Genomic DNA, 20,929 nt, shown 5'->3' with positions numbered 1-20,929 from the left:
CATGCAGATCAGCGGTGATTTCACAGGGGATGGGGTCGAAGATCACGCCGCCTTGATGGATTTCGGACAAAGCGGAGATGCGGACCTTCTGTTGAAACTGGGCAGCGGCGAAACCCACTGGGTGCAGGATGTCGTCTGGGTCGGCGGGATAGGGCAGCAACCGTCGCTGACTGTCACGCCACATGGCTCGCTTCAGGTGATGTCCCACAACAGCGCCATTGGCCGGAATAGGTGGGAGCAGATTCATACGCTGTCGTGGCGCGATGCGGATCGCCGGCTATACCTATCGTTGGTACGACACGTTGGACCTTGACGATATCGGCAGTTGTGATCTGAACCTGTTGACCGGAAAAGGCGAGGTTGAGACCGGGCAAGACACCGCGCCGCGCGTCGTTTCAGTCTCTACCCCTACCTATTTGGTGCAAAACTGGCCCGAAGACATGCCGTCAGAATGCGCAGATTTGTTCGACTAGGCGGATTTAGTCGGGCGCCAGCATGTACCCCGCCCCGCGTACAGTTTGCAGGTAGCGCGGCTGCTTCGGATCGGCTTCCAACTTGCGGCGCAGACGGGTGATCTGCACATCCACAGCACGTTCCTGCGCCTGCCCCTGATCGCGGCCCAGTTGCTCGACCAAGGACGCCCGGCTAACCGGCTCGGAAGGCGTGGCCGAGAAGATCTTCATCAGCTGGTTCTCGGTCGCTGTCAGGCGCACCAATTCCTCACCGCACCACAGCTCGCCCCGCTCTATGTCATAGGTTTTGTCACCCAATGTCAGCGATTTCGGGCTCGCGTCTTCGGTGGCGGCTGGCATGCGCCGCAGGATGGCGTTGATCCGCAGCAGCAGCTCTTTTGGCTCAAATGGTTTCGCCAAATAGTCATCAGCTCCTGCCTCAAGCCCTTTGATCCGGTCCTCGGCCTCGCCCTTGGCGGTCAGAAGCAGGATCGGCGTGGTCAGCGTCTCGCGCAGGGAGCGGGTCAGGCTGATCCCGTCCTCGCCCGGCATCATGACGTCAGTGACGATCAGGTCGAAATCCAGCCCAGCCAGCAGGCGGCGGGCGTGGGCGGCGTCGCGTGCAGCGCTGACCCAGAAGCCATTACGCACCAAGAACTTCTGAAGCAGTCCGCGAATGCGTTCGTCGTCGTCGATGATCAGCAGATGTGCTTCGGGCGCGTCAGTCATGTCTGCCTTCCTTCATCCGGGTGAAATGGCGCTGCATGTCATTGTCCATCATGGCCTCAAGCACGGTGCGGAAACCCTGTACGGCCTCGGGTCCGGCTTCACGATAGGCCTGACGCATCCGCTCGCGCTGGGCGTCTGACAGCTCTTGTTCCAGCGCGGTGCCGTTGTCCGTCAGAAAAAGGTGCCGCTCGCGCTTGTCGCGAGTGCCAACGCGGCTTTCGACCAGCTCGTCTTCGATCAACGTCCGCAGCACGCGGTTCAGCGATTGCTTGGTGACACCCAGAATGGACAGCAGATTGTTCACTGTCGTGCCCGGCGCGCGGCTGATAAAGTGCAGCGCGCGGTGGTGGGCGCGGCCATAACCATACTTATTCAGGATGCGATCGGGATCCGCCGTAAAGCCGCGATAGGCAAAGAACATCGCCTCGATGCCCTTGCGCAGCTGCTCGTCCGTAAGAAACAGAAGGCTTTGCCCGCCGGGGGACTGCCGTTCACTCATGACGTCCTCATCACAAATCATGTTACAGTTTCCAGTTTTATGTCAGTGTTGTTGACTTTCCAAGAATCAATTGTTAGCGATTTGCGGATTTCGCGAAATATTATGTCCGAAGCGGACCAATATTGCGCAACAATTGCAAAAACACTGCGGGGCGGTCCCGTGGCACAAAACTGGAAAGGACGGAAACATGAGCGGATATGATGATCGCGACGGCAAGATCTGGATGGACGGCCAATTGGTCGATTGGCGCGATGCGAACGTCCACATTCTGACCCACGCGCTGCACTATGCCTCGTCGGTTTTTGAAGGCGAGCGCCTGTATGACGGCAAGATCTTCCTCAGCCGCAAGCACTCGGAACGCCTGCTGAAATCGGGCGAGATGATGGACATGCCCATCCCCTATTCGGTGGATGAAATCGAAGCCGCCAAGCAGGCTGTGGTTGAGGCGAACGGCCTGACCAATGCCTATGTGCGTGTTGTTGCATGGCGCGGTGCGGGTGAAGACATGGGTGTCAGTTCTGCCAAGAACCCGGTGCGTATGGCTGTGGCTGCGTGGGCCTGGGGCGACTACTACGGTGACGCCAAGATGAAGGGCGCCAAGCTGGATATCGCCAAGTGGAAGCGTCCGTCGCCCGAGACCATCCCGACCGCCGCGAAGGCCGCTGGTCTTTACATGATCTGCACCATGTCCAAGCACGCTGCCGAGGCCAAAGGCTGCTCGGATGCGCTGTTCATGGATTACCGTGGGTATGTGGCCGAAGCGACCGGCGCCAACGTCTTCTTCGTGAAGGACGGCGAAGTTCACACGCCGCTCCCGGACGCGATCCTGAACGGTCTGACCCGTCAGACGGTCATCGGTATGCTGAAGGAAAAAGGCATCACCGTGCATGAACGTCACATCATGCCCGAGGAACTGGCTGATTTCGAACAGTGCTGGCTGACCGGTTCAGCGGCCGAGGTCACTCCAGTTGGGCAGATCGGCGACTACACGTTCGAAGTGGGCGCGCTGACTCGCGACATCGCGGAAAGCTATGAAAAGCTGGTCCGCAGCTAACGCCGCTTAACGCTTTTTGAACGCCCGTCCCCTAGGCTGATGCCATTCAAAGGGGGCGGGCGTTTTGCTGTCCAGAAATCTCAAAATCCTGATCGCGATCATTGTCGTCGTGGTGCTGCCCACCGCAGTGGCCCTGACGTGGTATTGGGTGACCAAAGATCCGACGATTCGTCCCTTGGGCATCACCAAGCGCGCGCTGGTCGAGCGGACCGCCGAAGATGGGGGCCTGCTGACCATTGTGATCCGCTTCGACCCTGCCCTAGACACCAAAGCCAGCGAGGTGCTGGGCGAGAAAATCTCGTATGCGTTCGAGGCGAAGGGGGTTGTTGCCAGCGTCAAAAGCCTGCCCGCACCAGGACAAGACATGACAGTGACTTATCTGATCGGCGCGTCGATTATTGGGCCTTATTCAGCGTCGCACGCCTCGTCTGGCATCAACGCGGCTGTGGGGGCTTATCGCATGGTCGTACCGGCTGCGACGCCCGACAATTAGATCGTTAGAAGTCGCGCTTCGGCCCAGTGCGCGGCATCTGCCACCACAGGGTCCGGGTCGCGCAGATGCTGCTCTAACGCTGGCAAAAACGTGGGATCATTCGAGTTCCCCACGGCGTAAAGCACGTTGCGCAGGAACCGATCCCGCCCAATCCGCTTGATCGGACTGCCCGAGAACTTCGCGCGGAACGCGGCGTCATCCAGCCCCATCAGCTCGGCCAGTTTCGGAGCCACTAGATCCTCACGCGCGGCATAGCGGATTTCCTGCGCCTCAGCGGCGAACTTGTTCCAAGGGCAGGCGGCAAGGCAGTCGTCGCAACCATAAATTCGGTTGCCCAGCTTCGCGCGCAGCTCCTCGTCGACCGGACCTTTATGCTCGATGGTCAGATAGGAAATGCAGCGCCGCGCATCCAGCTGGAACGGGGCGGGGAACGCATCGGTTGGGCAGGCGTCCAGACAGGCGGTGCAGGACCCGCAATTTTCGCGCCCCGGCGCGTCCGCAGGCAGCTCCAATGTTGTGAAGATCGCCCCCAGAAAGAACCAATTTCCCAGCTCGCGTGACAAAAGATTGGTGTGTTTGCCCTGCCAGCCCAGACCTGACGCCGCGCCAAGGGGCTTCTCCATCACCGGGGCGGTGTCGACGAAGACTTTGATCTCGCCCCCGAAGCGCTCGATCATCCAGCGCCCCACGCGCTTTAGCCGCTTCTTCACGATGTCATGATAGTCTTTGTTCTGCGCATAGACGCTGATTGCCGCGCGATCCGGGCGCCCAATGACCTCCATTGGGTCATGATCCGGTGAATAGGGTTCGGCCAGCATTATCACCGACCGCGCTTCAGGCCACAGGGCCGCCGGGTTGCCGCGCCAGTTCATCCGTTCGCCCATCCACGCCATGTCCCCATGCCGTCCTTCGGCCACGAATTGTTCAAGCCGTGCAGCGATGTCGGGCACTGCATCGGGCCGACAGACACGCGCCAAGGCAAAGCCCTCGGCCTGCGCCTGTGCAACAATTTCGTTTTTCTTGTCAGAAATATCCTCGGGGGGAGAGCCGGGTTTACCCGGATCGGGGGGCAGACGGCCCCCCTGCGGCGGATTGCGGCTCAAAAGTCCAGATCCGCGTAATGCGCGGGCTGGGGAAAGCCGGGGATCTGGTCGGCCAGAATCGACCTGAATGCCGGTCGAGATTTGATCTTGGCATACCAATCGCGCACATTCTCGTTCCGGTTCCAGTCCACGTCACTAATGTAGTCCAGCGACGACAGATGCGCGGCGGCGGCAAAATCCGCCAGCGACAATTCGTTGCCCGCCAGCCAGCGGCGCTGATCCAACAGCCAACCCATGTAATCCAGATGGTACTTGATCGCCTTGGCCCCCGCTTTCACGTTCTTGCTTTCGGGGTATCCGGTGCCCATGACCTTCTTGTTCACCCGCTCATACAGCAGATTCGAGGTCACTTCGTTATGGAACTTATCGTCAAACCAGCTGACCAGCCGACGGACCTCGTAACGGTTTTCGGGATCGCGGGGCAGAAGCGCGGGGTCGGGGAATTTCTCTTCTAGATACTCGCAGATCGCCGCGCTTTCAGTCAGAAGTCGCCCATCTATTTTCAGGATAGGCACTTTGCCCGCCGGGTTGCGGCGCAGAAACTCGGGGTTCCGCTCCCAATAGCGTTCTTCGACAAGCTCGACCTCGACCTTCTTTTCGGCAAGGGACAGCCGCACTTTGCGGCAGAACGGGGACAGGGGAACGTGAAAAAGGCGGTTCATGTGTAACTTCTGGTCTTGGAGTATGCCCCGTATTGCCCCGAACGCGTCACGGGATCAATCCTCGAAGCACTCCGCGCGGCCATCCGCGCGGATCGTGGCCGCTCCGTCCGCGATAGATTGCGCTCGTTTGCGCACGAAGGGCGACGGACGCGAGGCCGAGCGTTCCTTGGGATTGGGCAGCAGGGCGGCCAGTCGGGCGGCCTGCGTGGCGGTCAGTTCCTCGGGCCCGACGCCGAAATAGTGGCGGGCGGCGGCCTCGACACCGAAGACGCCTTCGTCGAATTCGGCGATGTTCAGATAGACCTCGACAATCCGGCGCTTGGTCCAGACCAGTTCGACTGCGGGGGTCAGCCCGGCTTCAAGTGCTTTACGCAGCCACGACCGCCCATGCCACAGGAAGGTGTTTTTCACGACCTGTTGGGTCAAAGTGGACGCCCCGCGATTTCCGCCATCCTCGATCGCGGCACGAATCGCGCCCATGTCGAACCCCCAATGCTGACAGAAATTCGCGTCTTCGGCGGCCACGACGGACCGCGCCATGACCGGGGCGACCTCGTCCAGATCGACCCATTGCCGGTCCACATCCCCCAGCCGCATCTTTTCCGCGACGATATAGGGCGTCGTAAGCGGATTGATCACTGTGCAAGAGGTAACGGTCAGGCCAACAAGAATCACGACAGCCAAGGCTACACGACGCAACCAGCGGAGCGGTTTGGACCACTTGCGGGGTTTGGACGTGCCTGTCTTCGCCTTAGGCGCCTTTTTGGCGCTGGTTTTCTTTGTTGTCTTGCTCTTTGCCACGCCGGATGTTCCCACAAGGGGGGTAGGGGGTCAACGTCTGGAACAGAGGCCCAGCAACGAAAAAGACGCCCGCAAGGCAGGCGTCTTTCATGTTCTTTCCAGACAGAGGTTACTCTGCCGGGATGGCGTCAGCTTCCAGCGACAGGGGCGCAGGCAATTTGTTCAGCATTTCTTTCGGGCAGATCTGCAGGAAATTGCCTTTTTCGCTGTCCCAGTGACGCAGGATTTCCGTGGCCTTCTGGCTGCGGGTTTCCTCGACATGGCGCTCGATCAGGCCTTTCAACTGGGCTTCCCAGTGATCGACTGTGACCGGGCAGGTCACAAGGCTTTCCATGTTCATGTGGTCCTGTGCCTCGCCATCCGGGTCGTACAGATAGGCCATTCCGCCCGTCATGCCGGCGCCGAAGTTCGAACCGATCGAGCCCAAGATCACGGCGATACCGCCGGTCATATACTCACACCCGTTCGAGCCACAGCCCTCGATCACCACTTTGGCGCCCGAGTTCCGCACCGCGAAACGCTCGCCCGCGCGGCCTGCTGCAAACAGGTAACCGTCGGTCGCACCGTACAGCACAGTGTTGCCGATGATCGTGTTGTTGGCGGCGACCAGCGGGCTGACCAGCGGCGGACGCACAACCACGGTGCCGCCGGAAATACCCTTGGCCACATAGTCGTTTGCGTCGCCCGACACTTCGATCTTCAGACCCGGGGCCGCAAACGCACCCAGCGACTGACCGGCAGAGCCCTGCAGCTTCACCGTTAGGTGATCGGGCTGCAGCGAGTTGCGCATGCCGAAGCGCTTGACGATGTGCGAGGAAATCCGCGTGCCGACCGTCCGGTGCGTGTTCTGCACCGTGTAGGACAGCTGCATTTTCTCGCCATCTTCCAAGAAGCGCTGCGCATCGCGCACGATCTCGGCGTCCAGAGTGTCTGGCACGGCATTGCGATCACGGTCGCGGTTGTAGACGATCTTGTCCGCACCATCGACCACCAGCAGAAGCGGGTTCAGGTCGAGGTCATCCAGATGCGCCGACCCACGCGAGACTTGCGACAGCAGATCGGCGCGGCCAATCACGTCGTCCAGCGAACGCGCGCCCAGCTCGGCCAGGATTTCACGGACTTCCTGAGCGTAGAAGGTGATCAGGTTCACAACCTTGTCGGCGTTGCCGGTGAACTTGCCACGCAGGTCTTCGTCTTGGGTGCAGACGCCAACGGGGCAGGTGTTCGACTGACACTGGCGGACCATGATACAGCCCATCGCGATCAGGGCGGCGGTGCCGATGCCATATTCCTCGGCACCCATCATCGCAGCCATGACGATGTCACGACCAGTGCGCAGACCACCATCGGTCCGCAGCGTAATACGGTCGCGCAGGTTGTTCATGGCCAGCACTTGGTGTGCCTCGGTCAGGCCCATCTCCCACGGAAGACCAGCGAACTTGATCGAGGTCGCGGGCGATGCGCCCGTGCCGCCATTGTGGCCCGAGATCAGGATCACGTCGGCTTTCGCCTTCGCAACACCAGCCGCAATCGTACCAACACCGGACGACGCCACCAGCTTCACTGTCACTTTACAGCGCGGGTTGATCTGCTTCAGGTCATAGATCAGCTGCGCCAGATCCTCGATCGAATAGATGTCGTGGTGCGGCGGCGGCGAGATCAGCGTCACGCCTTTGGTCGAGTGGCGCAGACGGGCGATCAGGTCGGTGACCTTCATGCCGGGCAGCTGGCCACCTTCGCCGGGCTTGGCGCCTTGGGCGACCTTGATCTCAAGCTCTTCACACTGGTTCAGGTATTCGGCGGTCACACCGAAACGGCCCGACGCCACCTGTTTGATCTTGGCCGACGGGTTGTCGCCGTTGGGTTCCGGGTGGAAGTGTGCGGGATCTTCACCGCCTTCACCCGAGTCCGACTTGGCACCAATGCGGTTCATCGCGACGTTCAGGGTCTTGTGAGCCTCGGGCGACAGCGCCCCCAGCGACATGCCCGGCGTCACGAAACGCTTGCGGATCGCGTTGATGCTTTCCACTTCCTCGATCGGAACCGGCTTGCCCATCGGTTTGATGTCCAACAGGTCACGCAAATGGATTGGCGGGTTCGACTGCATACGTGCCGAATACTGCTTCCACATCTCAAACGAGGCACGGTCACAGGCCGACTGCATCAGGTGCATGGTCTGGGCTTCCCAGGCGTGCGTCTCGCCCGAGCGGCGCGCCTTGTAGAAACCACCCACCGGCAGCACTTTGTCGCCACCACCAAAGCCAGCGGCGTGGATGTTTTCCAGTTTCTTCTGGATGCCACCGACACCGATGCCCGAGATGCGCGAGGTCATGCCCGGGAAGTATTCCGCGACCATGGCACGCGACAGGCCGACGGCCTCGAAGTTCAGGCCACCGCGATAGGACGAAATGACCGAGATACCCATCTTCGCCATGATCTTCAGAAGACCCTGGTCGATGGCTTCGCGATAGCGGCTGACCGCTTCGGTCAGCGAACAATCCAGCAGTCCACGCTCGATACGATCGGCCAGCGAATCCTCGGCCAGATAGGCGTTGACGGTGGTCGCACCACAGCCCACCAGAACCGCGAAGTAATGCGGGTCGATACATTCAGCCGAACGTACGTTGATCGAGCAGAAGGTCCGCAGACCTTTCTTCACCAGCCAGCTGTGCACCGCCGAGGTCGCAAGGATCATCGGCATCGCCACGCGGTCTTCGCCCTGTGCCTGATCGGTCAGGACAAGGTGGCCAGCACCCGAGCGCACGGCCTCTTCCGCTTGGGCGCGGATATCTTCCAGCGCAATACGCAGCGCGCTTTCGTCGCCGCCTGCCGGGAAGGTACAGTTGATCTCGGTCACCGAGGACTCGAAGGATTCGATTAGTTTCACGAACTGCTCGTTGCCCACAAACGGGCTTTCCAGCACGACGATCTCGGTCTGTGCGCCGCTTTCATCCAGTACGTTCTTCAGGTTGCCGAAACGCGTCTTCAGCGACATCACGCGGTATTCACGCAGGCTGTCGATGGGCGGGTTCGTCACCTGGCTGAAGTTCTGACGGAAGAAGTGGCTGAGCGGACGATACTTGTTCGACAGAACAGCCGACGGGGTGTCGTCGCCCATCGAGGCCAGCGTTTCTTTGCCGTCTTCAGCCATCGGGGCCAGAATCTGCTCCAGCTCTTCCAGCGTATAGCCGGCAGCAACTTGACGGCGGCGGAGTTCGTCACCCGTGAAAAGCGGCTTTTCTTCGATCTGCGACAGGCTTTCTTCCATGTCGTTGATCTTGCCAACCCACTCGCCGAACGGCTGAGCTGCGGCCAGTTTGTCTTTGATTTCAACGTCGTGGTAGAGCTTGCCTTCTTTGGTATCCACGGCCAGCAGCTGACCCGGACCAAGCGCGCCTTTTTCCACAACCGTGGCTTCGTCGGTCGGGACCATGCCCGCTTCCGAACCCGCGATGACCAGACCGTCACCGGTCACGACATAGCGCATCGGGCGCAGACCGTTGCGGTCCAGACCGGCGCAGACCCAGCGGCCATCGGTCATGGCAAGGGCGGCGGGGCCGTCCCACGGTTCCATCACCGAGTTGCAATAGGAATACATGTCCTTCCACGCTTGCGGCAGGTCGATGGCCTGCTTGGACCAGCTTTCCGGGACCAGCATGGTTTTCGCCATCGGGGCCGAGCGGCCCGCGCGCACCATCACCTCGAACACCGCGTCAAGCGCGGCCGAGTCCGACGAGCCGCCGGGAACGATCGGTTTGATGTCTTCGGCAAGGTCGCCAAAGAAGGACGAGGCCATGCGGATCTCGTGCGATTTCATCCAGTTCAGGTTGCCCTTCAGCGTGTTGATCTCGCCGTTATGGGCCAGCATGCGGAAGGGCTGAGCCAGCCACCACTGCGGGAAGGTGTTGGTCGAGTAGCGCTGGTGATAGATCGCGAAGGTCGACTTGAAACGTTCGTCCATCAGGTCGGGATAGAAAACTGCAACCTGTTCAGCCAGCATCATGCCCTTATAGATGATCGAGCGGCAGGACAGCGACGCGATATACAGGTCGTTGATCTGCGCGGCGTTGGCGGCTTTTTCGATCCGGCGACGGATCACATAAAGCTCGCGCTCGAACTGCTCTTCATCGACGCCCTTGGAGTTCGAGATCAGGATCTGCTCGATCTCAGGGCGCGTGGCGTTTGCTTTGTCGCCAAGGCACTCGATGTCGACCGGCACGTGGCGCCAGCCATAAATCGAGTAGCCCATTCTCAGGACTTCGGTTTCCACGATCGTCCGGCAGGTTTCCTGTGCGCCGAAATCAGTGCGGGGCAGGAAGACCTGACCAACGGCGATCAGCTGATCCTGACGCGGCTCGTGGCCCGTGCGACGGATCTGGTCATAGAAGAACGGAACCGGGATCTGCACGTGGATGCCCGCGCCGTCACCGGTTTTGCCGTCAGCGTCCACAGCACCACGGTGCCAGATGGCCTTCAGCGCGTCGATGCCGGCTTCGACCACTTTGCGCGACGGGTTGCCGTCTACGGCGACGACAAGACCCACACCGCAGGACGAGTGCTCTTCTTCTTCACGGTACAGGCCGTGCTCGTTCATGAAGGCGCGCTTGGCTTCTTCGCGGCGGACCCAGTTTTCATCATATTTCGTCATTTCGGTTCTCCTTGCGGATGGGCGCGGGCCATGTGGCCCGGCATGCCCTTGAATGGGGATTATTCTGCTGCGACTGCGGCGGTTGCGTTCAGGCTGTCCAGAATGTTGGCGCCTGCTTCGCGACCGTCACGGATGGCCCAGACCACCAGCGATGCACCGCGCACGATGTCACCTACGGCCCAGACACCGTCCAGGTCGGTCTTGTGGGTGCCGAACGAGGCCTTCACGGTGCCCCAGCGGGTCACGGGCAGATCCTGTTCGCCCCACAGGGTCGGCAGGTCTTCGGGCTCGAAACCCAGTGCCTTGATGACCAGATCGGCGTCTTCTGTATAATCCGAGCCTTCGATTACTTCCGGGCTGCGACGACCCGAAGCATCCGGTGCGCCAAGGCGCATCTTCTGCACGATCACGCCATTGACGGGATCGCCCGAGAAGCCTTTCGGGGCCGACAGCCACACGAATTCCACGCCTTCTTCCTCGGCGTTCTGCGTTTCACGCTGCGAGCCGGGCATGTTGGCGCGGTCGCGGCGATAGAGACATTTCACCGACTTGGCACCCTGACGGATCGCGGTACGCACACAGTCCATCGCGGTGTCACCACCGCCGATAACCACGACGTTCTTTCCCTCGGCGTTCAGCTCGCCGCTTTCGAATTCCGGCACGGTGTCGCCAAAGCTCAGCTTGTTCGAGCAGGTTAGATAATCCAGAGCCGCCACGATGCCATTGGCACCTGCGCCCGGACCCGACAGGTCACGGCCTTTGTAGACGCCGGTGGCCAACAGGACCGCGTCATTTTGTGCACGGATGTCTTGGAAGGTGATGTCTTCGCCGACATTGCAGTTCAGAACGAACTCGACGCCCGCATCTTCCAGCAGTTTCACGCGGCGCATGACCACGTCTTTTTCAAGCTTGAAGCCGGGGATGCCGTAGGTCAGCAGCCCGCCCGCGCGGTCATTGCGGTCATAGATGGTGACTTTTACGCCAGCGCGTACCAGCACGTCAGCAGCGGCCAAACCACCAGGGCCCGCGCCGATGATGGCGACTTTTTCCGAGCGGTCTGCAACCGGGGTGATGTCTTCGACCCAGCCGTTTTCCCACGCTGTGTCGGTGATGTATTTCTCGACCGCGCCGATGGTGACGGTGCCGTGGCCCGACTGTTCGATCACGCAGTTGCCTTCGCACAGACGGTCCTGCGGGCAGATGCGGCCACAGATCTCGGGGAAGGTGTTGGTGGCCTGGCTAAGGGCATAGGCTTCCTTCAGGCGACCAGTGGCGGTCATGCGCAGCCAATCGGGGATGTTGTTGTGCAGCGGGCAATGCGACTGACAATAGGGTACACCGCACTGGCTGCAGCGGCTGGCCTGTTCGGCGGCCTTCTGCGCGGCGAACTCGGCGTAGATCTCGTTGAAGTCTTCTTTACGGGTTTCGGCGGTGCGCTTTTCGGGCATATCCCGGTCGACCGACACGAATTTCAACATAGGCTGCTTTGCCATCCTGGCTCTCCCTCGGCTGGCCCGTTTTCGGGCAGACTCTTGGCTTGGAGTCTGGCTTGTAAGGGGACTCGTTAGAAATGAAAAGTCAATAGTGCTTACCTAAATGCAAAAATTTAGGCCGGAATGAGGGAAATTCGCGCCGCATCGCCAAAAAATAGGTCAGTACAGCATACCTATAAAGCCTCTTCCCTTTCCGGACCGCTGCTTTAGCTTGCCGATGAGCTTATTTCCAAGGAACCGCGCATGTCGCTTGCCCACATTCTTCTGGTCGCCATCATACAGGGAATCACCGAGTTTTTGCCGGTTTCGTCCTCGGGTCATCTGGTTCTGGTGCCCCATCTGACCGGGTTGCCGGATCAGGGTCTAGCGATTGATGTGGCGGTGCATGTTGGCACGCTGGGCGCGGTGATGCTGTATTTCTGGCGCGATGTGCAGATCGGTTTGGCCGGTATCCCGCGGATGTTGATAGGGCGGATCGACACGCCGGGTGCGAAGCTGGCGTTTCTTTTGCTGATTGCCACCATTCCCGCCGTGATCCTTGGCGTGATCTTCAAGATGACGGGTCTTAGCGACCAGATGCGGTCGATCAAGGTTATCGCCTGGACGATGATCCTGTTTGGCTTGGTGCTGTATTGGGTCGACCAGAAGGGGAGCGTGCAGAAACGCGCGGATGATTGGGGCCTGCGGGACGCTGTCATCATGGGGCTATGGCAAGCGCTGGCCTTGATCCCCGGCACGTCGCGGTCAGGCGCCACGATCTCGGGTGCGCGAGCGTTGGGGTATGAGCGGTCGGACGGCGCGAAGCTGGCGATGCTGATGTCGATCCCGACGATCATTGCCTCGGGCGTTTTGCTGGGGGCCGAAGTTGCGGCCACCGCGGATGCACAGATTGCGAAAGATGGTGCGATCGCCGCGGTGTTTTCCTTCGTCGCCGCGCTTCTGGCGCTGAGCCTGATGATGCGGCTGCTGCGCTCGGTCAGTTTCACGCCTTACGTGATCTACCGCATCGCGCTGGGTGTGGTGCTGCTGGGAATTGCCTATCTCTAACGAAAAAAGGCGCGGAAGACCGCGCCCTTTTCTAACGGATGATCCGTCGGCTCAGCCGTCGGTGCGCAGGTTTTTGGCTGAGCTCTGGATGGCGGCATATTGCCCGCCCGCGCGGAAGCGCCACAGGTAGTCCGGCAGGATCGCGGCCATCGCGCGCGGGGTGATGCCCAGATCAGCAAAGCCCTTGGCGCCCTCGGCAACCACGTTGTCATTGGCAAGGTTGATCACCTGATCGCGGGTCAGCGGCGCTGCAATCAGCCCGCCCGAGATCCACTGGATCATGTCAAAGATACCGGCCTGAATGCGCGCGATGCCGAAGGGCAGGTTCAGAACCAGACGACGGCGCTGAGTCACTTTCAGCATCCGGTCAATCGACTCGCGCAGGGTTTCCACATCGGGGCCGCCCAGCTCGTAAATGCCGGCCTCGACCTGACCCAGAACGGCCATCTCGGCCGCTTTGGCTACGTCGTCGACGTGAACCGGCTGGAACTTGGTGTTGCCACCGGTGATCGGCAGGATCGGCCCGAAGCGGGTCATGTTGGCGAAGCGATTGAAGAACTGGTCGTCGGTTCCGAAAATGACCGAGGGGCGCAGGATCACGGCGCCGGGGAAGGCGGCCTGAACGTCTGCTTCGCCTTGCGCCTTGGTGCGGGCGTATTCGCTGTCGCTGTCTGCATTCGCGCCAATGGCCGAGATCTGAACCAACTGGGCCACGCCTTCCTCGGACGCAATACGTGCCACGCGGCCTGCGCCGTCATGGTGTACCGCATCAAAGCTGTTCTTCCCGATCGAGTTCAGAACACCCACGCAGTTCACAACTGCATCCGCACCTTGCATCGCCGCACGGACCGAATTGTCATCGCGGATGTTGCACAGGATCGGCTCGACCTGACCGACGGCACCATAGGGTTTTACGAACAGCGCTTCGTTCGGACGGCGCACGGCAACGCGGACGCGCCACCCCTGCTTGGCCATGCGGCGGGCGATATAGCGCCCGACAAAACCCGAACCGCCATAAATCGTGACCAGCTTGGACATGGAAGCTCTCCTTGAATTCCTTGGCTTTTGAATAGCTTTCAAAGCGCGTTTGAGCAAGGCGCAAACGGATTCGCAGAAAAGCGCAGAAATGTTGTTGACACTCCCAGCCGGTCACACTAAATCCCCCTCACCAACCCGTGCCCAGATGGCGGAATTGGTAGACGCGCTAGCTTCAGGTGCTAGTGTCCGTATGGACGTGGAGGTTCGAGTCCTCTTCTGGGCACCATTATTCTCAGTTAAGACACTGAAAATAAAAGACATCCCACCCAGATGACCCCATTTCGCTACACTCCTAACCACACACGGCGGGTGATTTTGTGCGGAAAGTAATTGTGGAATACCTTCAACAAGCGAAGAGCGGGAGCTGGCAATACTCATCCCAGTTCCCGATCAATGCTGTCCAATCAGCTCTGCAGTCAACCGAGCAGAACGGCGTTTGAAGTTGAGGACTTTGTTGGATTCTGATTGATTGCTGACGTGGAAATTCCCACCTAAATCAAGGTATTGAAGCGATTCGTATCCGTTCATTTGATGGGCGTAAATGTGGCATCGATTGGCCGGTGATTTTCTTCTTTGTGGCGGGCGCGACACAACAACCTGCCCAAAAGTATAGGTGATGGGGTGAATTGCCACATTTTGCACACAATCCCGGCCCTTTTTTCCTTCTTACCGGCAAAGTTGCCCGTTAGGGTTTAAGGCGTATCGAGTTTTCTTAATCTTGAGCAGGTGAGATGAATAAACGGACCAAAAACAAAATTATGAATGAAGACGGAACAGCAACCGTGGAAACGGTTCTGTGGTTGCCCGCGCTGTTCATGATTTTCATTCTGATCGTCAATGCGTCCTTCGTGTTCTATAAACAATCGATCATGATGCGCGTTATTCAGGATGCGAACCGCGCTTTATCGGTGGGACGTATCGGACCAGTGGACGATCTTGCGGCCGCTGCGGTCAACACTCAGGCCTATGTCGAAGAACGGATTTCGGGCTTTGCCAGCAACGGGACTGTCAAGACCACCGTTAACCCGACGACAAGGGTGATCACCACAACCGCGTCTGTTCCGATATCGGATCTGATCTTCAACGGTAAGTTTAACCTCCTTACAGGCTTCTCGATCACTGCTCAGTCTCAACATTTTGTAGAGTATTAATGTGACCGCCATGACCCACACCTCGTTCTTCTTCAGCCGTATCCGGCACTTCAGAAAAAACGAAAACGGAGCCATCACGATTTTCGGATTGTTCCTTTTCGCTGCGATCGTTCTGGTCGGAGGCCTGGCGATCGACATGCACAAACTGATGACTGCGCGCACGCAGTTGCAGGTCTCGGCTGACATGACCGCCCACGCGGCGCTGTATCGGCGTGATTTCGAAAGTGATCCCGCGACGGCGAAGACACAGGCTTTGGCGTTGGTCGAGGCAAGTATGCCGAATTCGGTCTATGGCAAAGTTATCGAGTCATCGGACATCACCTTCGGCAAATATGACGCAACGACCGAGACGTTTACGCCCAGTGCGAACTCGAAATCGGCGGTGCATGTGTATTCGACGCGCCTGAACTCGAAGTCGAACCCGGTGTCGACTTTTGTTCTGCGCATTCTGGGCTATGTGGACTATGATATGTCGGTCCAATCGGTGTTCGTCACCTACCGCCCCACGTGTTTCCGTGAAGGGTTCGTATCAAACGAACCCGTCGATATTCAGTCGAACAATGCGTTCACAAACGGATTCTGCATCCACTCGAATAGCCATGTGTCTTTGAACAACAACAACGAGTTCGAGGCTGGCACCATCGTGTCCATGCCGGATAGTGAGAATTTGGATATGCCCACGTCAGGGTGGGTATCCAACGACGGTATTGCAGCCGCGATACGCCCGGGGCCTTATCGCCTGCGCATTGTAGCCAAGATTCCCGCGATCATTCAGGGCTTGAAAGATCGTGATCCCGAACACTTGCCAGATTACATTGATCCGTTGAAACCAACCGTGTCGATCACCCCGAAAAGCGGTAAAGGAATCACTATGGCAGATCTGACACCGGGTCGGGTTCACTTGGCTGGATGCCATGCCAACGGCGTTCTGACGATTGATGAGCCGACGGCTATTAATAATGTGGTTATCGTGACCGATTGTAAGGTGAAGTTTGGTCAGGCATTGAAGATTGAAGATGCAATCATCGCAACCACCCTTACCGACACCAAGTCCATAACCTCGAGCGCGAGCCTGACGTTGGGTAAAGATGATGGTTGTGCCGCCGACGGTGGGTCTGTGTTGATAACAATGGGCGGTATGGAGTTCTCCTCTGATCTGAGCATCTATGGCAGCCAGTTGCTTGCAAAAGGAGACATTGTGTTTTCAGCAAACGCAAATGGTGTTGAAGGTGCGTCGATTGTCGCCGGGGGTGAAATCAGCGGCACCTCGAACATGGATATGGGCTTTTGTGGCTCGGGCATGACCAACATCTTCGAAGCCGAATACTTCCGTCTGGCTTACTAAGAACATGCTTTAAAGAAACCGGCCGGGCGCGTGTCGTCTGGCCGGTTTTTGTGCCTAGACAGAACCCTTTGGCGCAGGGCCGCGATAGGCAGCTGTCAGCTCGTCCGGCACTTCAGACCCGTCTTTCAGGAAGGGCAGGATGCCACGGCGCATCGACCGGCCACGCCCGGCCTCGATCTGGGCGTCAGACTTGGTGACGCGCTGGCTCATCCGGCGGCCCCATTGGCCGAGCATATCGTACAGGTGGGCGATCTGGTCCTGATGCGTATTGCCACGCGCCAGATCGTTCAGCTCGTCCGGGTCGTTGTCCAGGTCAAACAGCATCGGGCGCAAGCCGCCTTCGGCATGCATCAGCTTATAACGCCCATCGAAGACCATAAACAGCCGAGCGTCTCGGGGACTGACGCCCAGCTTTTCGCAGACGGGGGTGGACGAATAGTCGTATTCGCTGATCGCATACTGGCGCCAATCCGGCGTCTCGCCGCGCAGCCATGGCATCAGGCTGTGACCTTCAAGGATGTGATCGGCTACGTTGCCGCCTGCGACTTCGACAAAGGTGGGGGCAAGGTCGATCGCTTCGACCAGCGCGTCACAGGTGGTGCCGCGGGTCGTGTCCGCCGCCGGGCGCGGATCGGCGATGATCAGCGGCACTTTGACGGACGGTTCGTGGAACAAATCCTTCTCACCCAGCCAGTGATCGCCCAGATAATCCCCGTGGTCCGAGGTCAGCACGATCATCGTGTCATCCGCCTGCCCGGTGGCGTCAAGATGATCCAAAATGCGCCCCAGATGATCGTCGCACTGCTTGATCAGCCCCATATAGGCGGGGATTACCTTGCGGCGGACTTCGTCCTGCTGGAAGGCGGCGGCGATTTTGTTCTGCATGAAGGCGTTGAACACGGGCTGCGCGTCTTCGCGTTCCGCGTCCGAACGTACGGCAGGCGGCACATCTTCTGGCCCGAACATGTCGTGATAGGGGGCGGGCACGATATAGGGCCAGTGCGGCTTGATATAGCTAACATGCGCACACCACGGCCCCTTGGCCTGATCCATGAAACGCAGGGTTTCCGATGTCAGCCACGCGGTTTCGCTGTCTTCCTCGCGGATATTGGCGGGTTTGTCGGCATTGTCGAACATCCAGCCGCTGGCGATATCGCCATCCTCGACGCCTGCATTGGCATTGACCGACCACGGGTTCTCGGCCTCGTAACCCTTTGATTTCAGGTAGGCATTATAGGGCGAGTGTTTTTCATCATAGAACCCATCCGGACCCTCGGCCCACAGACCGTCGTCACGAACCCAAACGTCGAAGCCGCATTCGGCCTGACGTGCACCGATCACGCTGTCAGGCGCAATGCCAAGGCGTTTCATCCCTTCGGCATCGACCTTCATGTGGGTCTTGCCCAGAAGCCAGCAATCCATCCCGGCCTCGCGTAAGTGATCGCCCATGGTGTGCTCGCCCACGCGCAGGGGGAAGCCGTTCCACTGCGCCCCGTGGGACGAGGCATAGCGCCCGGTGTAGGTGCTCATCCGGCTGGCGCCACAGATCGGCGATTGCACATAGCAGTTGGTAAAGCGCACCCCACGCGCCGCCACACGGTCGAAGTTAGGAGTCTTCAGCGTCGGGTGACCGGCACAGCTGAGGTAATCAAACCGCAGCTGATCATACATGATGAAAAGAATGTTCATGCCTGTCCTCCCATGACGTTTACGGCACGGTAGGGCAGGGGAGGCCGATCAGCAATGGCCGATCAGATCTGGCGGCCCTGCAAAAGGCGCGGCAGGTCGCCGGTCAGGCCAGCGGCCTCGCGGATGAAGTTGCGGCGCAGACCGGGCATGGCGTTCACCGCCCCCAGCCCGATGTCGCGGGCGACGCGCAGGATCGGATTGTCGTTCGAGAACAGACGGTTGGTCGCCTCGGTCATCATCACCATCTGCGACACGTCCCAGCGGCGCCACTGTTGATAGCGCTCCAGCACATCAAGGCGGCCGATGTCTTCACCGCGACGACGGGCAAGTGTCAGAACCTCGGCCAGCGCAGCCACGTCTTTCAGACCAGCATTCAGACCTTGTCCTGCAATCGGGTGCATTCCGTGTGCCGCGTCGCCCACCAAGGCCAGCCGATCAGCGATGAAGCTGTTCGCCACCGTCAGGTTCAGCGGATAGGTGAAGCGCTTGCCTGCCAGGCTGATCTCACCCAGGAACGAGCCAAAGCGCGGGCGAAGTTCTTCCAGATAGCCTTCGTCGTCCAGCGCGTGAATCCGCGCGGCCTCGTCATGGGTTTCGGTCCAGACGATCGAGCATTGGTTGCCCGGAAGCGGCAGGATCGCCAAGGGGCCAGCGGGCATGAAGAACTGATGCGCCACACCATTATGCGGTAACTCGTGATCAATTGCGCAAACCAACGAGGTCTGCCCGTAATCATGCCCGTGCCGTTTGATGCCCGCGCGTTCGCCGGTGCCGGATCTGCGCCCGTCGCAACCCACGACCATGCGACCGGTCAGAGTTTTGCCTGAGGCCAGCTCTAACGTGACCGAGGCCGGTTCGATGGTCTGATCCACCACCGTATCCTGATCAATCAGAGTGACATTTGGGTGCGCCTCGACCGCGTCCAAGAAGGCGCGGGACAGGAAGCGATCCTCGACCATATACCCCATCGGGCCTTCGTCGATCTCGGCGTGGTCAAATTCCAACACGAACGGGCCGGGGCCTTCGCCGGGGCGGCCATCGGAAATGCGGATGTCCAGAAGCGGCTGCGCGTGTTCCGAGACTTGCGGCCAGACGCCAAGGGCAACCAGCAACCGTTGCGACGCCAAGGCCAGCGCATAACCGCGCCCGTCAAAGTCATCGCCCCCGCGTGCGCCCTTCGGCAACGCGTCTATCATGGTCACCTTGAACCCAGTGTCCCCTAAGGCCAGCGCAAGGGCCGGGCCGTTCAGGCCTCCGCCCACGATCAGGATATCGGCATCATGTTTCATACCCTCTTTCTGCCCCCGCTGTTTGGGATTGTCCATGCGTCGTCCTGTCGTTACCGTCCATCGAACACGAAAAACGGAGGCTGGGATGAGCAACGCGTGGCTGACCATGAGCATGGCCGATCTGGGCCGGGGCATCGCCAAAGGCGAGATTGATCCGGTGGACCTGACGCGCACCTATCTGGACGCCATCAAGGCGCATCCGTTTGGCGACCGCATCTATGCCCGACTGACCGAAGAACGTGCCCTGTCCGAGGCCCGCGCGGCGTCCGAGCGTGCCCGTATTGGGCAACGTTTGGGTCTTCTTGACGGTGTGCCAATCAGCTGGAAAGACTTGTTCGACACAGCTGGCACGGCGACCGAAGCCGGTTCGGCATTGCTAAAAGACCGCGTTCCGGATCAAGACGCCGAGGTTCTGCGCAACGCCACCGCAGCCGGGATGATTTGTCTGGGCAAGACGCATATGAGCGAGCTTGCCTTTTCGGGCCTTGGCTTGAACCCCATCACCGCGACCAGCCCTTGTGTAAACGACCATGACGCCGTGTCGGGCGGAAGCTCGTCCGGGGCGGCGACCTCGGTGGCGTTTGGATTGGCTCCGTGTGGGATCGGCTCGGACACGGGGGGATCGGTACGGATCCCGTCCGCGTGGAATGATCTTGTGGGGTTGAAGACAACCTCGGGCCGGGTGTCGCTGAAAGGCGTGGTGCCCTTGGTGGACAGCTTTGACACGGTCGGCCCCCTGTGCCGCACCGTCGAAGACGCGGCCCTAATGCTGGCCACGCTAGAAGGCGGCGCACCCGCCGATCTGCGCGGGGCATCCTTGAAGGGCACCCGCCTTCTGGTGCTGGAAAACGGGTTCGAGGGCTGCCGGGACGAACCGCTGGCAGGATTCGACAGCGCGTTGGGCCGCATCATGGACGGCGGCGCGACGGTCAAACGTCTGCACCTTCCGATCGTGGACGAGGCGCTGGCCATGTCTGGCGTTCTGTTCACCACCGAGGCCTACGCCACGTGGCGCGCCGAAATCGACGCCCAGCCCGAGTTGATGTTCGACGAAATCCGCGAGCGGTTCATGGCGGGGGCGAGTTTCTCGGGCATAGATTTTGTTGCGGCGTGGCAGCGGCTTGACGAAATCCGCGCCGAATTCCTGTCGGAAATCGCCGGGTATGACGCGGTGGTCCTGCCGACCTCGGCCATTATGCCGCCCAATGTGGATCGGCTGATGTCGGACCATGACTATTACGTCGAAGAAAACCTCTGGGCGCTGCGCAACACGCGGATTGGTAACCTGCTGGGCCTCTGTGGGCTGAGCCTGCCAACAGGCCTGCCCTCGACCGGGATCATGCTTCTGGGCGCACCGATGGGCGAAGAACGTCTGCTGCGCCTTGGCGCTGCCTGCGAAGCCGTGTTGTCCTAAAAGCCACAACTGCACCCTCCAA

The 20,929-nt window shown here is 59.8% G+C and carries 18 protein-coding genes and 1 tRNA gene; 8 read left to right on the top strand and 11 right to left on the bottom strand.

Annotated features, from left to right (window positions below; genetic code table 11):
* The first annotated feature begins 1 nt into the window (after position 1).
* Positions 2–313, top strand: a complete 312-nt coding sequence (locus tag G0Q00_RS12475) for a hypothetical protein (RefSeq protein WP_163039778.1) — start codon at positions 2–4, stop codon at positions 311–313.
* Between the two features lie 166 nt (positions 314–479).
* Here the strand turns inward: G0Q00_RS12475 and G0Q00_RS12470 are convergent, their stop codons facing one another.
* Both G0Q00_RS12470 and G0Q00_RS12465 read right to left on the bottom strand, forming a co-directional pair.
* Entirely contained in the window at positions 480–1,181 is a 702-nt protein-coding gene (locus G0Q00_RS12470; RefSeq protein WP_163039777.1) for a response regulator, read from the bottom strand.
* Entirely contained in the window at positions 1,174–1,680 is a 507-nt protein-coding gene (locus G0Q00_RS12465; RefSeq protein ID WP_163039776.1) for a MarR family winged helix-turn-helix transcriptional regulator, read from the bottom strand. Before G0Q00_RS12465 ends, G0Q00_RS12470 begins: the two co-directional genes overlap by 8 nt.
* A gap of 187 nt (positions 1,681–1,867) precedes the next feature.
* On the opposite strand from G0Q00_RS12465, the gene G0Q00_RS12460 reads away from it, so the two are divergent.
* On the top strand, positions 1,868–2,734 hold the full coding sequence (locus G0Q00_RS12460) for a branched-chain amino acid aminotransferase (RefSeq protein ID WP_163039774.1): 867 nt from the start codon (positions 1,868–1,870) through the stop codon (positions 2,732–2,734).
* Positions 2,735–2,798: 64 nt separating this feature from the next.
* Complete coding sequence (locus G0Q00_RS12455) at positions 2,799–3,227, top strand: hypothetical protein (RefSeq protein ID WP_163039772.1); 429 nt, start codon at positions 2,799–2,801, stop codon at positions 3,225–3,227.
* Here G0Q00_RS12455 and queG read toward each other — a convergent pair.
* The 5 genes from queG to G0Q00_RS12430 form a co-directional block, all read right to left on the bottom strand.
* Positions 3,224–4,258, bottom strand: coding sequence for a tRNA epoxyqueuosine(34) reductase QueG (gene queG / locus G0Q00_RS12450; protein WP_163040394.1), 1,035 nt, complete (start codon positions 4,256–4,258; stop codon positions 3,224–3,226). The genes G0Q00_RS12455 and queG overlap by 4 nt on opposite strands.
* A gap of 68 nt (positions 4,259–4,326) precedes the next feature.
* Positions 4,327–4,992 (bottom strand): glutathione S-transferase family protein, encoded by a 666-nt coding sequence (locus G0Q00_RS12445; protein WP_163039770.1) that lies wholly within the window; start codon positions 4,990–4,992, stop codon positions 4,327–4,329.
* A gap of 54 nt (positions 4,993–5,046) precedes the next feature.
* Entirely contained in the window at positions 5,047–5,793 is a 747-nt protein-coding gene (mtgA, locus tag G0Q00_RS12440; RefSeq protein WP_163039769.1) for a monofunctional biosynthetic peptidoglycan transglycosylase, read from the bottom strand.
* A gap of 109 nt (positions 5,794–5,902) precedes the next feature.
* On the bottom strand, positions 5,903–10,441 hold the full coding sequence (gltB, locus tag G0Q00_RS12435; protein ID WP_163039767.1) for a glutamate synthase large subunit: 4,539 nt from the start codon (positions 10,439–10,441) through the stop codon (positions 5,903–5,905).
* Positions 10,442–10,500: 59 nt separating this feature from the next.
* Positions 10,501–11,934 carry an NAD(P)-dependent oxidoreductase gene (locus G0Q00_RS12430; RefSeq protein ID WP_163039765.1) on the bottom strand — a complete coding sequence of 478 codons (1,434 nt, stop codon included), beginning with the start codon at positions 11,932–11,934 and terminating at the stop codon, positions 10,501–10,503.
* A 243-nt stretch (positions 11,935–12,177) separates the two neighbouring features.
* Between G0Q00_RS12430 and G0Q00_RS12425 the strand changes: the two genes are divergently transcribed.
* Positions 12,178–12,981, top strand: a complete 804-nt coding sequence (locus tag G0Q00_RS12425) for an undecaprenyl-diphosphate phosphatase (protein WP_163039764.1) — start codon at positions 12,178–12,180, stop codon at positions 12,979–12,981.
* Between the two features lie 51 nt (positions 12,982–13,032).
* Here the strand turns inward: G0Q00_RS12425 and G0Q00_RS12420 are convergent, their stop codons facing one another.
* Entirely contained in the window at positions 13,033–14,019 is a 987-nt protein-coding gene (locus G0Q00_RS12420) for a complex I NDUFA9 subunit family protein (RefSeq protein ID WP_163039762.1), read from the bottom strand.
* Between the two features lie 139 nt (positions 14,020–14,158).
* Between G0Q00_RS12420 and G0Q00_RS12415 the strand changes: the two genes are divergently transcribed.
* Positions 14,159–14,245 (top strand) — tRNA-Leu (locus tag G0Q00_RS12415).
* 164 nt (positions 14,246–14,409) lie between these two features.
* On the opposite strand, the gene G0Q00_RS12410 is transcribed toward G0Q00_RS12415, so the two are convergent.
* Positions 14,410–14,652: a hypothetical protein gene (locus tag G0Q00_RS12410; protein ID WP_163039760.1), complete on the bottom strand. Its 243-nt coding sequence runs from the start codon at positions 14,650–14,652 to the stop codon at positions 14,410–14,412.
* 125 nt (positions 14,653–14,777) lie between these two features.
* Here G0Q00_RS12410 and G0Q00_RS12405 point away from each other — a divergent pair, with 125 nt between their 5' ends.
* Together G0Q00_RS12405 and G0Q00_RS12400 are read left to right on the top strand one after the other, a co-directional pair.
* Positions 14,778–15,170: a TadE/TadG family type IV pilus assembly protein gene (locus G0Q00_RS12405; protein ID WP_163039758.1), complete on the top strand. Its 393-nt coding sequence runs from the start codon at positions 14,778–14,780 to the stop codon at positions 15,168–15,170.
* A gap of 10 nt (positions 15,171–15,180) precedes the next feature.
* The gene (locus tag G0Q00_RS12400) at positions 15,181–16,515 is read left to right on the top strand and encodes a TadE/TadG family type IV pilus assembly protein (RefSeq protein WP_163039756.1); all 1,335 of its coding nucleotides are present in this window, start codon (positions 15,181–15,183) and stop codon (positions 16,513–16,515) included.
* Positions 16,516–16,569: 54 nt separating this feature from the next.
* Here the strand turns inward: G0Q00_RS12400 and G0Q00_RS12395 are convergent, their stop codons facing one another.
* The gene (locus tag G0Q00_RS12395) at positions 16,570–18,204 is read right to left on the bottom strand and encodes a sulfatase-like hydrolase/transferase (protein WP_163039754.1); all 1,635 of its coding nucleotides are present in this window, start codon (positions 18,202–18,204) and stop codon (positions 16,570–16,572) included.
* Between the two features lie 62 nt (positions 18,205–18,266).
* Positions 18,267–19,529, bottom strand: coding sequence for an FAD-dependent monooxygenase (locus G0Q00_RS12390; protein ID WP_239058431.1), 1,263 nt, complete (start codon positions 19,527–19,529; stop codon positions 18,267–18,269).
* Positions 19,530–19,578: 49 nt separating this feature from the next.
* Between G0Q00_RS12390 and G0Q00_RS12385 the strand changes: the two genes are divergently transcribed.
* The gene (locus G0Q00_RS12385) at positions 19,579–20,907 is read left to right on the top strand and encodes an amidase (protein ID WP_163039752.1); all 1,329 of its coding nucleotides are present in this window, start codon (positions 19,579–19,581) and stop codon (positions 20,905–20,907) included.
* The last annotated feature ends 22 nt before the right edge of the window (positions 20,908–20,929 follow it).

The sequence above is a fragment of the Aliiroseovarius sp. PrR006 genome (assembly GCF_010500215.1).
In the GTDB taxonomy this organism is placed as follows: Bacteria; Pseudomonadota; Alphaproteobacteria; order Rhodobacterales; family Rhodobacteraceae; genus Aliiroseovarius.
This window is presented reverse-complemented; position numbering and strand designations above follow the sequence as displayed.